This window comes from Streptomyces sp. NPDC002125, from assembly GCF_053593715.1.
The window spans coordinates 40,304-53,506 of the sequence record NZ_JBSFDD010000033.1; the positions used below are offsets into that span (position 1 = coordinate 40,304).

General features: G+C 72.7%; 10 protein-coding genes. 3 read left to right on the forward strand and 7 right to left on the reverse strand.

The features are described from left to right. Positions 1 to 28: 28 nt before the first annotated feature. A complete protein-coding gene (locus ACWCQM_RS35945; protein ID WP_450919269.1) occupies positions 29 to 643 on the reverse strand; it encodes a TetR/AcrR family transcriptional regulator in 615 nt (204 codons plus the stop codon). An 80-nt stretch (positions 644 to 723) separates the two neighbouring features. On the opposite strand from ACWCQM_RS35945, the gene ACWCQM_RS35950 reads away from it, so the two are divergent. Together ACWCQM_RS35950 and ACWCQM_RS35955 are read left to right on the forward strand one after the other, a co-directional pair. Next, positions 724 to 1,935 carry an FAD-dependent monooxygenase gene (locus ACWCQM_RS35950; RefSeq protein ID WP_450919270.1) on the forward strand — a complete coding sequence of 404 codons (1,212 nt, stop codon included), beginning with the start codon at positions 724 to 726 and terminating at the stop codon, positions 1,933 to 1,935. Positions 1,936 to 1,968: 33 nt separating this feature from the next. After that, positions 1,969 to 2,874: a Gfo/Idh/MocA family protein gene (locus tag ACWCQM_RS35955; protein ID WP_450919271.1), complete on the forward strand. Its 906-nt coding sequence runs from the start codon at positions 1,969 to 1,971 to the stop codon at positions 2,872 to 2,874. Here the strand turns inward: ACWCQM_RS35955 and lnt are convergent. The 3 genes from lnt to ACWCQM_RS35970 form a co-directional block, all read right to left on the reverse strand. Further along, complete coding sequence (gene lnt, locus ACWCQM_RS35960; RefSeq protein WP_450919272.1) at positions 2,798 to 4,426, reverse strand: apolipoprotein N-acyltransferase; 1,629 nt, start codon at positions 4,424 to 4,426, stop codon at positions 2,798 to 2,800. The two genes, ACWCQM_RS35955 and lnt, sit on opposite strands and share 77 nt — an antisense overlap. A gap of 104 nt (positions 4,427 to 4,530) precedes the next feature. After that, the gene (locus tag ACWCQM_RS35965) at positions 4,531 to 5,001 is read right to left on the reverse strand and encodes a nuclear transport factor 2 family protein (protein ID WP_450919273.1); all 471 of its coding nucleotides are present in this window, start codon (positions 4,999 to 5,001) and stop codon (positions 4,531 to 4,533) included. A gap of 61 nt (positions 5,002 to 5,062) precedes the next feature. Then, positions 5,063 to 5,926, reverse strand: a complete 864-nt coding sequence (locus ACWCQM_RS35970; RefSeq protein ID WP_450919274.1) for a universal stress protein — start codon at positions 5,924 to 5,926, stop codon at positions 5,063 to 5,065. A gap of 237 nt (positions 5,927 to 6,163) precedes the next feature. Here ACWCQM_RS35970 and ACWCQM_RS35975 point away from each other — a divergent pair, with 237 nt between their 5' ends. Continuing rightward, positions 6,164 to 10,306, forward strand: a complete 4,143-nt coding sequence (locus ACWCQM_RS35975) for a molybdopterin-dependent oxidoreductase (protein ID WP_450919275.1) — start codon at positions 6,164 to 6,166, stop codon at positions 10,304 to 10,306. 2 nt (positions 10,307 to 10,308) lie between these two features. Here the strand turns inward: ACWCQM_RS35975 and ACWCQM_RS35980 are convergent, their stop codons facing one another. The 3 genes from ACWCQM_RS35980 to ACWCQM_RS35990 form a co-directional block, all read right to left on the reverse strand. After that, positions 10,309 to 11,091 carry an SGNH/GDSL hydrolase family protein gene (locus tag ACWCQM_RS35980; RefSeq protein ID WP_450919276.1) on the reverse strand — a complete coding sequence of 261 codons (783 nt, stop codon included), beginning with the start codon at positions 11,089 to 11,091 and terminating at the stop codon, positions 10,309 to 10,311. 166 nt (positions 11,092 to 11,257) lie between these two features. Then, complete coding sequence (locus ACWCQM_RS35985) at positions 11,258 to 12,130, reverse strand: undecaprenyl-diphosphate phosphatase (protein ID WP_450919277.1); 873 nt, start codon at positions 12,128 to 12,130, stop codon at positions 11,258 to 11,260. A gap of 186 nt (positions 12,131 to 12,316) precedes the next feature. Next, positions 12,317 to 13,030: a TVP38/TMEM64 family protein gene (locus tag ACWCQM_RS35990; protein ID WP_450919278.1), complete on the reverse strand. Its 714-nt coding sequence runs from the start codon at positions 13,028 to 13,030 to the stop codon at positions 12,317 to 12,319. Positions 13,031 to 13,203 lie beyond the last annotated feature (173 nt).

The following is a 13,203-nucleotide window of genomic DNA, read 5'->3' on the forward strand; positions in this document are numbered from 1 at the left end:
GCGCAGGGGCGATCCGCTGCACCACCGGTCAGCCTGCCGTCGTGCCGAGCATCCCGCGCAGCAGTTCGGCGCAGCCCGCACGCAGTTCGTCCTCGGCGGGCACGGCCCGGTGGTACGACCCCACGGCGCAGGCGAACATCATGCCTTCCGCCCAGGCCACGAGGGACAGCGCGTGCCGCTCGGGTTCCGTCGATCCGGCCGAGGCCATCAGGGCCGCCAGCGGTTCGCGGAAGCGCCGGCCCGCGTCGTCGTAGAACGCCCGGAGTTCGGGGCGGCGGGTGGCCTCCAGGGCGAGTTCGTAGCGGCAGACCAGGAGTTCGGTGCTGCCGGTCAGATAGCGGTGCAGCGCGTGCGCCAGCCCTCCGGCGGCCTCGTCGGGACCACCACCCGTGTGCAGCTTCCCCGGAGCGAGCACCCGCGCCTCCAGCTCGGCGAGCCGGCGCACGGTGACTTCGAGCAGGGCCTGCCGGGTGCGGGCGTGGTTCGAGGTCGAACCCTGGGGGAGCCCGGCCCGCTCGTCCACGGCCCGATGGGTGAGGCCCCTCATGCCGCGCTCGGCGAGCAGGGCGAGCGCGGTGTCGGCGATCAGCTCGGCGCGGGAGGACGGGGCGGCGGTGCGGGCCGGCGTGGATCGTGTGGGCATGGAGCCAATCTACCGCTGCAACTACACCTGTAGTAGCTTGGTGCTCGTTACTACAGGTGTAGTTCCAAGGAGGTCACGTCATGGCGACATCCCGAGCAGTGGTCATCGGCAGCGGGATCGGAGGGCTCACCGCCGCCGCGGCGCTGCACCGGAGCGGCTGGCAGGTCACCGTGCTGGAGCGCGCCCCCTCACTCGAACCCGTCGGCGCCGGCATCAGCCTGGCCCCCAATGCCCAGCGCGCGCTCGACGTCATCGGGCTCGGCGACGCGGTCAGGTCCCTTGCCGCCTGGCAGGGCGACGGAGGTATGCGTACGCCGTCCGGGCGCTGGCTCGCCCGCACGGACAGCGCCGCCGCTGCCGCGCGGTTCAAAGGGCCGCTGGTCCTCCTGCGCCGCTCCGCGCTCATCGAGCTGCTGCGCGACCGGCTCCCCGAGTCCGCCGTGCGCACCGGTGCTCCGGCGCGGCTCGTGGACCCGGGCCGGGCGGGCGGCGCCCGGGCCGTGGTCGGGACACCCTCCGGAGACATCGAGGCCGACCTGGTCGTCGGCGCCGACGGAATCGGCTCGGCCGTCCGCACCGCGCTCTTCCCGGGGCATCCAGGGCCCTCGTACAGCGGATTCACCACCTGGCGTGTCCTCGCGCCCCCGCTCGGCCGGGCGTTCGCCTCGCACGAGACCTGGGGCCGAGCCGCGCTCTGGGGCAGCCACCCCCTGAAGGACGGCTGGATCTACTCCTACGCCGCCGCCTCGGCCCCGGCCGGAGCCCGCGCCGCCGACGACGAGAAGGCCGAACTGCTGCGCAGGTTCGGCGACTGGCACGACCCGGTGCCTGCCGTCATCGACGCGGTCGAGCCCGGCCAGGTCCTGCGCCACGACGTGCACCAGATGACCGACCCCCTCCCCGCCTTCCACGCGGGCCGGACCGTGCTCCTCGGCGACGCCGCGCACGCCATGGCACCCACACTGGGCCAGGGAGGCAACCAGGCCATCGAGGACGCCGTCGTGCTCGCCCACCATGTGACGCCCGGCGCGGACCTCGGCGCGGCGGTGGCCGCCTACAGCGCGGACCGGCAGCCCCGCACCGCCGCGATCGTCCGCAAGGCGGCGCGGATCTCCCGGGTGATGCAGCTGTCCGCGGCCCCGGCGGTCGCCCTGCGCGCCGGGCTGATGTCCGCCGCCTCCCGCCTCGGGCCGGGACTCGTCCTCCGTACGTTCGACGGAATCGCCGACTGGCAGCCGCCCCGGCGCACGTATGCTGCCGGGACCAGGGAAGGACAGGGCGCGCGACCGTGACAGTGCCCTGGCCAAGGCGACAGGGAGAACCTCGTGAAGGTCGGCTGCATCGGGCTCGGCGACATCGCGCAGAAGGCGTATCTGCCGGTACTGACGACCCTGCCGGGCGTCGAACTGCACCTGCAGACCCGCACCCCGGCCACGCTGAAGACCGTCGCCGGGAGTCACCACATCCCCGGGCGGCAGTGCCACGAGGACCTGGACGCGCTGCTCGCCCAAGGACTGGACGCCGCCTTCGTGCACGCGCCGACCCCGGCGCACGCGGAGATCGTCGGACGGCTGCTCGAAGCGGATGTGCCTACCTACGTCGACAAGCCCCTCGCCTACGAACTCGCCGACTCCGAGCGGCTGGTGGCCCTCGCCGACGAGCGCGCCGTCTCCCTCGCCGTCGGGTTCAACCGGCGCCTGGCCCCGTCGTACGCCCAGTGCGCCGAGCACCCGCGCGAGCTGATCCTCCTCCAGAAGAACAGGGTGGGTCTGCCCGAGGACCCGCGCACCCTGGTGCTGGACGACTTCATCCACGTCGTCGACACCCTCCGCTTCCTGGTTCCGGGACCCGTGTCGAACGTCGGGGTGCGGGCGCGGATCGTCGAAGGGCTCATGCACCATGTGGTGCTCCAGCTCTCCGGCGACGGTTTCACCGCCATCGGCATGATGAACCGGCTCAACGGATCGACGGAGGAGATCCTCGAGGTCTCCGGCCAGGACAGCAAGCGGCAGGTGCTCAACCTCGCGGACGTCGTCGACCACAAGGGCCAGCCGACGCTGCGCCGGCGCGGGGACTGGGTGCCCGTCGCCCGGCAGCGCGGCATCGAGCAGAGCGTGGTGTCCTTCCTGGACGCGGTCCGGGCCGGGCACCGGCTCAGCGCTCAGGACGCTCTGGAGACCCACCGGCTGTGCGAGCGGGTGGTCCAGGAGGCGTGGGAGCAGGCCTCCTGAGGGACCGCAGTCCGGCCCCTCCGAAGAAGACGGCCAGCACCCCGAGCGCGCCGTACACCGGCCAGGCCCCCAGCCGCACGAAGAGGGTGGTGCCCTCGGCGAGGGGCACGTCGTACACGGCGGCCTCGCTCGCGTCCGTACCGATCGGCGCGCCCAGGCGCCGGCCGTCGGGGCCGTAGACCGCGCTCTCGCCCGTGAGGGTGGCGTGCACCATCGGGCGGCCCGTCTCCGCCGCGCGCAGCGCGCCCAGCGAGGCGTGCTGCGCGGGGGCCCAGCTGTGCTGGAACGTCGAGGTGGACGACTGGGCGACCAGCACCTGCGCCCCGTCCTTCGCCAGCTGCCTGCTCATGTCGGGGAACGCCGACTCGAAGCAGACCAGCGGACCGATCCGCACGCCGTCCGGCAGGTCCATCACCACGGGTTCGCTGCCGCGCAGCCGGTCCTCGCCCGCCGCCTTGCCCACCGAGGTCGCCCAGCCGAGCAGGGCACGGGCCGGGACGTACTCGCCGAACGGCACCAGGCGCATCTTGTCGTACCGGTCGCCGGTCGGGCCGTCCGGACCCACCAGCACCGCCGACTTGTAGATCCCGGCGCGGGCGGGGCCGTCCGTGCGGCGGGCGTCCATGTTGACCAGCACATCGGCGCCGACCGCACGGGCCAGTGCCGCGACGCGGTCGGCCGTCCCGGGGCTCCGGGACAGGTCCACCCCCACACTGCTCTCGCCCCACACCACCAGGTCGACGCCACGGCCGGCCAGACCCCGGGTCAGCTCCTCACCGCGCGTGAAGCGGCGTTCGATGCTGCCGGGACCCTCGACAACGCCCGGCTGCACGACGGCGATCCTGACCGAGCCGGTCTCCTCGGGCCTCGGCGCCCACACCACCATCGAGACCACGGCCACCGCCCCCGCCAGCAGGCACGCCACCGCCGCCCGGCGGGCCGCCTCCACGGCGACCAGCAGCACGACCGCTGTGTTGACGGCCACCACACCCAGACTGACCAGCCACACCCCGCCCACCGAGGCCACGCGGAGGGCCGGGGGAACGTCCCACTGGCTGGCGCCCAGCAGACCCCAGGGACCGCCCAGCCCCTCCCAGGAGCGGACAAGCTCGATCATCAACCACCCCGAGGGGACCACCACCACGGCGGCCACCGACCGGCGGACGGAGGGCGATCCGCCGATGAGCCGGGACACGAGCAGGCCCCAGGGAGCCCACAGCAGCCCGAGCAGGGCGGCGAGCACCACGATGAACACATGGAGGCTGGGCATCAGCCACTGGTGCACGGCGAGTATGAAACCCATGCCGCCGAGCCAGCCGTCGGCCGCCGCCCGGCGCCCCGTGCCCGCCGACCGGATCAGCAGCATCCAGGGCACCAGGGCGACGTACGCGAACCACCAGAGCGACGGCGCGGGAAACGTCAGGGCCGGCAGGGCGCCCGCGAGCAGCGCCACGGCACCGCGCCCGGTACGGGAGCGCAGCACCCGCTCGTACGGCCGTGCGCCGCCCTCGTCCGGCCGCCCGTCCGGGAGCCGCCCGCCCAGCATCGGCATGCATCTCCTCCTCGACGGTCCTGCGCCTGATCCCAGTGTGGTGCAGAAGATCAGCAGCGCCCAGAGGGCGTGCCGGGGCGGGCGTGGCCGTCGTCGTTCGCGGATCAGCCGGGCGGGGCCTGCGGCACGTACCGCCATTTCCGGTGCGCCGTGACCGTCCGTATCCGCCATCCGGCGTCCGTGCGCAGCAGCTCGAAGACACAGCGGCCGCCGGTGACCAGGGCGGGGACGCCGCCTGTGGCCCCGGCGTCCGGGCCCATCGGGCCGAGGTAGTCGGCCCGCACCCGCGCCTCGTCGCCCGGGTAGCCGCCCAGGTCCTGGAGGTCCAGGCGCCGGTTGACGATCAGATGCTGGCGGGCCGGGAAGAGCCGCAGGCTCTCCGCGAGCCATCGCGCGGCCTCGGCGGCCGGCCCCTCGGTGCCGCCCGCGTCCCGGTAGTCGGCGCGCCCGTCCGGTGTGAACAGCGCCGCGTAGTCCTCCCACGCGCCGTCGTCCACCGCCGCGGCGTAGTCGGTGATCACTGCATCGATGGAGAGCCGGTCCATCACCGTCGCGAGAGCCACGCGCTGTGTCATCGCCCAAGTCTCCGCCCGTGGGAGCGGCAGGCCAAGGGCCACGCACCGCCCCCTGAAGGAATCAGCTGGGGACGACGGCCACCGGCCCCAGGGCGTGCGTGACCGTCGTCTGGGCGACGGGCGGGAGACCGAGCCCGAGGGACTCGCCGCCCTTCCGCCGCCCGACCACGGTCAGGGCCGCCGTGGCCGACGCCGTGACCAGGGTGCGCGACGCCGAGCCACGCACCGGTTCGCGTACGACGTCGATCTGTGGGTGGTCCTCGCGCCGGCCCGCCGTGAGCTCGGCCAGGGCCCGCTCCGCCGAGGCCGCTGCCGCGTCGCTGTCGAACACGGGGCCGCCGGACAGCATCGACGAGAACATCGTCCACCCGTGCACCAGGCGCAGCCGCGCGCCGGGCCGGAGAGCCGCCGCCTCGAAAGCGAAGTCCAGGACCGCCCCGCTGCTCTCGTCGGCGGCCACCCCCGCGACCACGTCGGGGAAGGCGTCCGGGGCCTCCGCCTCGCTCTCGTCGGTACGGCCGGTGTGGACGACCACGACCGGGCACTGCGCCATCGAGGCCGTCGCCAGGCTGTTGGAGCCGATCATCAGGGAGCGGAATCCTCCGAGCCCGCGCGAGCCGACGACCACCATCGAGGCGTCCCGGCTGAGCGATGCCAGCGCGGCCGAAGGGAAGTCCAGCGGGGTCAGCGTCGAGACGGGCAGATCGGGGGCGCTCCTGGAGGTCCGCAGCACACCCCGCGCGAGCAGTTCCTCGGCCTCCCGCAGCCCGCTCTCCTCGTCCTTGCGCCGAGTGGGTGGCCGCACGTGCACGATCAGCAGCGGCAGCCTGCGGCGTACGGCTTCCGAGGCCGCCCAGTCGAGCGCCTCCCAGCTGTGCGCGGACCCGTCCACCGCGGCGATCACGGGAAGGGCGTCGGTGGTCATGAAGCCTCCATGGCGGTCGGAGATCTCCCGGACCGGGGCCCGGAGCTCCCGGGCCGGGGCGGGACGGCCCGGCACCGCGATTATGGCCCCGTGGACGGCGGGCGGCCCGGTGGGCCTCACCGGCGGGTCAGGGCCACTGTGCAGTGGACGTAACCACGCTTGATCGTCCTGCGTGACACCCGGGAAACGGACGTTTCGTACCGTCACGGTGTCAGCGTCCCCCATGAAAGGCCGTCCATGAGCGTGCCGAACCCGCAGCCGGACACTCCCGCCAAGGTACGGACGGTCTGCTCGTACTGCGGTGTCGGCTGCGGGATCGTCCTCGACATCGGCATGGGCCCCGACGGACGGCGCACCGTCCTGAAGGCCACGGGCGACAAGGCTCACCCCGCCAACGGCGGACGGCTCTGCACCAAGGGCGCGACGAGCGCCGAGATCCTGGCCGCCCCCGGCAGGCTCACCACGGCGCTGGTCCGGGCGGACCGCAGCGAGGAGCCGGCACCGCTGCCCATGGAGGCCGCCGTCCGGGAGACCGCGCGGCGGCTGCGCGCGATCGTCGACGAGCACGGACCCGACGCGCTCGCCCTGTACGTCTCGGGCCAGATGACCCTGGAGGCGCAGTACCTCGCCAACAAGCTGGCCAAGGGCTTCGTCCGCACGAGCTGGATCGAGTCCAACTCCCGGCTCTGCATGGCCAGCGCGGGCAGCGGCTACAAGCTCTCGCTGGGAGCCGACGGGCCGCCCGGCTCGTACGAGGACTTCGAGCACGCCGACACCTTCTTCGTCATCGGCTCGAACATGGCGGACTGCCACCCCATCCTCTTCCTCCGCCTCATGGAGCGGGTCAAGGCGGGCGCCAGGCTCATCGTCGTCGACCCCCGGCGCAACGCCACCGCCGACAAGGCCGACCTGTTCCTCCGGATACGCCCCGGCACGGACCTGGCGCTGCTCAACGGCCTGATGCACCTCCTGGTCGAGAACGGCCACACCGACCCGGAGTTCATCGCCGAGCACACCGAGGGCTGGGAGGCGATGCCGGGCTTCCTGAAGGACTACCCGCCCGCCGCGGTCGCGGAGATCACCGGCATCCCCGAGGCGGACATCCGGCGGGCCGCCCGCTGGATCGGCGAGGCCGGCGCGTGGATGAGCTGCTGGACCATGGGCCTCAACCAGAGCACCCACGGCACCTGGAACACCAACGCCCTGATCAACCTCCACCTGGCGACCGGTGCCATCTGCCGCCCCGGCAGCGGCCCCTTCTCGCTCACCGGCCAGCCCAACGCCATGGGCGGCCGCGAAATGGGCTACATGGGCCCCGGCCTGCCCGGACAGCGAGGCCTCCAGTCCGACGAGGAACGCGCGTCCGTCGAGGTGCTGTGGGGCATCGAGCCCGGCACCCTGCGCACCGACGCGGCGGGCATCGGCACCGTCGACATGTTCCGGCGGATGGCCGACGGGCAGATCAAGGCCTGCTGGATCATCTGCACCAACCCCGTGGCGTCCGTGGCCAACCGGCGCACCGTCATCGAGGGCCTCGAAGCCGCAGAGTTCGTCGTCACCCAGGACGTGTTCTCCGAGACCGAGACCAACGCGTACGCCGATGTGGCGCTCCCCGCGGCGCTGTGGGGCGAGGCCGAGGGCGTGATGATCAACTCGGAGCGGAACCTCACGCTGGCCAGGCAGGCCGTGGACCCGCCGGGGGAGGCCTGGCCGGACTGGCGGATCATCGCGCGGATCGCCTGCGAGATGGGGTACGAGGACGCCTTCGGCTACAGCAGCGCCGAGGAGGTCTTCGAGGAGATCAAACGCGCCCACAACCCGAAGACCGGCTACGACCTGCGCGGCGTCAGCTACGAGCGGCTCCGCGGGGCCCCCGTCCAGTGGCCCAGCGCCACCCCGGACGGACCCGGCCGCAACCCGGTCCGCTACCTCAACGACGGGGTCAGCCAGACCCTGACCGTCCGCCCCGACGGAAGCGTGCCCCGGCTGGCCTTCCCCACGGCGAGCGGGCGCGCGGTGTTCTTCGCCCGCCCGCACATGCCCGCCGCCGAGATGCCCGACGACGACTTTCCCTTCGTACTCAACACCGGCCGCCTCCAGCACCAGTGGCACACCCTCACCAAGACCGGGAAGGTCGCCAAGCTCAACCGGCTGAACCCCGGCCCCTTCGTGGAGATCAGCCCGCAGGACGCCGAGGCCCTCTCGATCGGGGAGGGCGACTCCGTCGAGGTCGCCTCACGGCGCGGAAGGGCCGTCCTGCCGGCCGTCGTGACCGACCGGGTACGGCCCGGGGACTGCTTCGCGCCCTTCCACTGGAACGACCTCTTCGGCGAGTACCTAAGCGTCAACGCGGTCACCAACGACGCGGTCGACCCGGTGTCCTTCCAGCCCGAGTTCAAGGTCTGCGCCGTGACCCTGGCGAAGGTCGCCGCCGTCGTCCCCGTGCCCGCCGCGGACCCCGTGCCCGCCGTCGTGTCCGCGCCGCTCGCGGCCCCCGTCGCCGCCCTCGCGGGGGTGTTCGGGATCACCGACGCGCCTCCGCCGGTACTGGCCGCGCACGAACGCCGTTACCTGACGGGCTTTCTCGCCGGACTCGGCACCCGGACCGGGGGCACCCCCGTACTCCCGGCGCACGCGCCGTTCGCGCCGGACCACGCCCTGTGGGTCAACGGCGTGCTGGCCGGGATGTTCTCGCGTGCACCGGGCGAGGCGGCCCGGGAGTACTCCGGGCCGGCGCCGGCGTCCGATGCCGCGCCCGGCCGGCAGATCGTGGTTCTCTGGGCGTCGCAGACCGGCAACGCCGAGGAGGTCGCCACGGCCGCGGCCGAGCGGCTCGCCGCCGAAGGCCGGGCGGCGACCCTCCTCGGGATGGACGACAGCCCGCTGGAGAAGCTCCCGCGCGCCGCCGACCTGCTGGTCGTCACCAGCACCTTCGGCGACGGCGACGCCCCGGACAACGGCTCCGGCTTCTGGGAGTCGCTCAACGCGCCCGACACCCCCCGGCTGGACGGCGTGCGCTATGCCGTCCTCGCCCTGGGGGACTCCTCCTACGACGACTTCTGCGGGCACGGCAGGCGGCTCGACGAGCGCTTCGGTGAACTGGGCGCCGAGCGGCTCGTCCCGCGCACGGACTGCGAACCCGACTACGAGGAGCCGGCGGGCCGCTGGCTCGACGACGTGTTCGCCGCCCTGGGCGCCCCAGCGGTTTCCGGCGCCCCCGCCGCGTCTTCGCCGGCCCCCGGCCCCGCGGCACCCGCCCGCACCGCCCTGAGCGCGACCGGGCGCCTCGTCGGCAACACACTGCTCAGCCTTCCCGGAGCCACCAAGGAAGTACGCCAGTTCACCTTCGACACCCGCGAGAGCCCCGTCCCCCTCACCTACGAGGCGGGTGACGCGCTCGGGGTGGAGCCGCTCAACTGCCCGGAACTCGTGGCGGAATGGCTCGCCGTCACCGGCCTGGACGCGGCGGACCCCGTCGAGCTGACGGGCCTCGGGGCCGTGCCCCTCGGCGAGGCGCTCCACCGCCACCTGGACATCGCCCGCATCACCCCCGGCCTGCTGCGCCTCGTCTCCGACCGCACCCATGACCGCACCCTCAAGAAGCTCCTGCGCCCGGACAACAAGGGCGAACTCGCCCAGTGGACCTGGGGCAGACAAGCCGTCGACGTCATCGCCGAGCACGCCGTCCGCGCCACGGCGGCCGAGTGGGCAGCCGTCCTCAAGCGCCTCAAGCCGAGGCTCTACTCCATATCCTCCAGCCCGCTCACCGACCCCCGCCTCCTGCGGCTCACCGTCTCCGTGGTCCGCTACGAGAACCGGCACGGCCGCATCCGCAAGGGCGTGGCGTCGACCTTCCTCGCCGACGCGGCCGAAGGCAGCCCCGTACCCCTGTTCGTCCAGCGTGCCCCGCACTTCCGCCCGCCCGCCGACCCGGCCACCCCGATGGTGATGATCGGACCCGGCACCGGGGTCGCGCCCTTCGTCGGATTCCTCGACGAACGGCGCGCCCTGGGACACCGGGCGCCCAACTGGCTCTTCTTCGGCGAGCAGCGCCGGGCGACCGACTTCTACTACCGGGACGAACTCGACTCCCTGCGCGGCGACGGCACCCTCACCCGGCTCGACACCGCCTTCTCGCGGGACCAGCGGGCCAAGATCTACGTCCAGGACCGGATGCGCGAGCACGGCGCCCAACTGTGGTCCTGGCTCCAGGAGGGCGCCCACTTCTACGTCTGCGGCGACGCCTCCCGGATGGCCAAGGACGTGGACCGGGCGCTGCGCGAGATCGCCGTGGCCCACGGCGGACTCCAGGAGGACGCCGCGGCTCTGTACGTCAAGCAGCTCGCCGCCGACAAGCGGTACGTGCGTGACGTGTACTGAGGTCAGCTCCCCGACACGGCCGCGCCGAAGGCCGGGAGATACGCGGACGCGTGTCCCTCGGCCGTCGGGTGGACGTTCGTACTGCTGATCCATGCGTCGCTCGTGCAGATCTCGTGCCCGGCGAAGGCGGGCCGGCCGTCCGCGAAGGTGAACCCGGCCGCCTCGGCGCGGCCGGCGATCGTCTCGTTGAGCAGGTCCGAACCGGCGTTCACGGCGCTGCGCTTGGCCGAGCTGAGCCCGCCGAGGCAGAGGCCGCCCTCCTTGTAGAGGTGCGGGTATCCGACGACGACGACCTCGGCGCCGGGAGCGGCGGCCCGTACCGCCGCGTAGAGGCTGTCCAGCTCGCCCGGCAGCTCGTTCACGACGTACTCCCCAGCCGTTGCCAGGGCGCGTTCGCACGCCGACTGCGTGGAGTACTGACAGCTGAGCATGGTCGACGCGAACCCCGAGTCGTTGCCCCCGATGCTCAGACTGACCAGCGTGGTGTCCGCGTCCAGTTCGCCGAGCTGGTCGTCGAGCACATCGGGGATCTTCGCGCCGCCGCACGCGGCGAAGGCGAAGGAGGCCGGGTCGTTGGCGTCGGCCCAGAGCGCGGGATAGGCGTTGCGGCTCCGGGTGCACGCGATGTCCGAATAGCTGCCGGCGCCGGTGCCCGAGGCGTAGGAGTCGCCGAGGGCCACGTAGTTCACCTCCGCCGCCTCGGGCGACGCGTTCGCCGTGGTCACGGGGACCGAGGCGAGCGCGAGGGCGAGTACGACGGCTCCGGCCGGGCGGGTGAGGTACATGGGTTCTCCCGTGAGAGGGGACGGATGGAGGCGGGCGCACGGTCGCCGGGCGCCCCGGCGACCGCGTACAACCTCCCTCGGCCGCGCCCCCGCGTCATCGGTGAAATGACCGACTCCCGGACCGAGACGGTCCGGGAGTCGGGGTGTCGCGTGCGGGAGAAGCGCGTCAGCCCGCGGACTCGCCCGCGTGCGGGCTCAGCACACCGGCTCCGATCAGCACGAACAGCAGGATGCCGAGCAGGATGCGGTAGATGACGAACGGCATGAAGCTCTTCGTCGTGATGAACTTCATGAACCAGGCGATGACCGCGTAACCGACGGCGAACGCGATGATCGTCGCGAAGATCGTCGGCCCCCAGGAGACGTGCCCCTCGCCCGCGTCCTTCAGCTCGTACGCGCCCGAGGCCAGGACCGCGGGAATGGCCAGCAGGAACGAGTAGCGTGCCGCCGCCTCACGCGTGTAGCCCATGAGCAGACCACCGCTGATCGTGGCGCCCGAGCGGGAGACGCCCGGGATCAGGGCCATCGCCTGGCAGACGCCGAAGATCAGACCGTCCCGGACACCGAGCTCACGGAGGGACTTGCGCTCCTTGATCGCACGGTGCTTGCCGCCGACCTCGTCACGGGCCGCGAGCCGGTCCGCGATGCCGAGGACGATGCCCATGACGATGAGCGTCGTGGCGATCAGACGCAGGTCACGGAACGGACCCTCGATCTGGTCCTTGAGCGTGATGCCGAGAACACCGATGGGGATCGAGCCGATGATGACCAGCCACCCCATCTGGGCGTCGTGGTCGCCGCGCATCGAGGCATTGGTCAGGGACCGGAACCAGGCCGAGACGATCCTCGCGATGTCCTTGCGGAAGTAGATGAGGACCGCGGTCTCCGTGCCGATCTGCGTGATCGCGGTGAACGCCGCGCCCGGGTCGTGCCACCCCGCGAACGCCGCGGTCAGCCGCAGATGCGCGCTGGAGGAGATCGGCAGGAACTCGGTCAGTCCCTGAACGAGGCCCAGGACGAATGATTCGAACCAGCTCATGGGGCTTTGGCCATCCCGGAGGTGCTCATGCAACGGCCGACGGTCGCAAAGGCCGTCGGCAGCGTGCGGATGTGGTCAGAAAAAGGGGACGGGACGTCACAGCCCCGACATCCTCAGTCGGTCGCGCGCAGCGTATCGCTTGCAGGTGAACAGCCGGTCGCTACCCCCGGCTCCGCGGCCCCTCGCTCAGGAGCCGCCGCCCAGCCGGTGCCGCTTGCGCCAGGCGATCAGGGCCCCGCCCACGCCCGACAGCACGATGAAGCCCATGGCCGCCAGGAAGGCGGGCGACGTCGGAGAGGTGGCCTGGCTGCCGGCGACGACGTACGCGGCCGTGTTGGGGATCGACCCGATCCCGGTCGCGAGCAGGAACGGCGGACAGCCCATGCGCGAGGTCGCCGCACAGTAGTTGGCCGCGGCGAACGGCACGCCGGGGAACAGCCGTATCGCGAGCATCGAACGGAACCCGTGCCTGCTCAGCAGCCCGTCCGCGGCCTTCAGCCACTTCCCGCGCAGCAGCGTACGCAGCGCGTCCTGGCCCAGCACCCGTCCCAGCATGAAGGAGACGCCCGCCCCCAGCACCGTCCCGGCCAGAGCCGCGGCCAGCCCGGTCTGCGAGCCGAAGAGCGCGCCCGCAGCGAGATTCAGCAGCGGGCGCGGCACGAACGCCACGGTGCACACGCCGTACGCCACCCCGAACAGCATCGCCGCAGCCGAACCCGTCAGCTGGGGTGGCCAGCCGGAGGCGAGCAGCCGCTGTGGTTCGAACAGCAGCATGCAGGCCGCGGCGGCCAGCAGGACCGCCACGAGCAGGGACAACCGGGACCAGGGGGAGAGCAGCGCCCTCGTACAGCGCACTGCGAGGCCGGCGGACGGCCGTGTCGCGGGGACGGGGTCGAACATCTGGGGAGCGTAACCGAAACGCATGTGTGATCGCCGTAATGTGCGTGCTGCAAGCATGCAACGCCGTATCGCGGATTCGTGACAGGGGCGGGGCGGACACGGATGCCGCCCGTGGTTCCGCTTTCCCTGACGGCCCCTCTCCAGCGGGACCCTGCCCGTCCGTCGGCCACCCC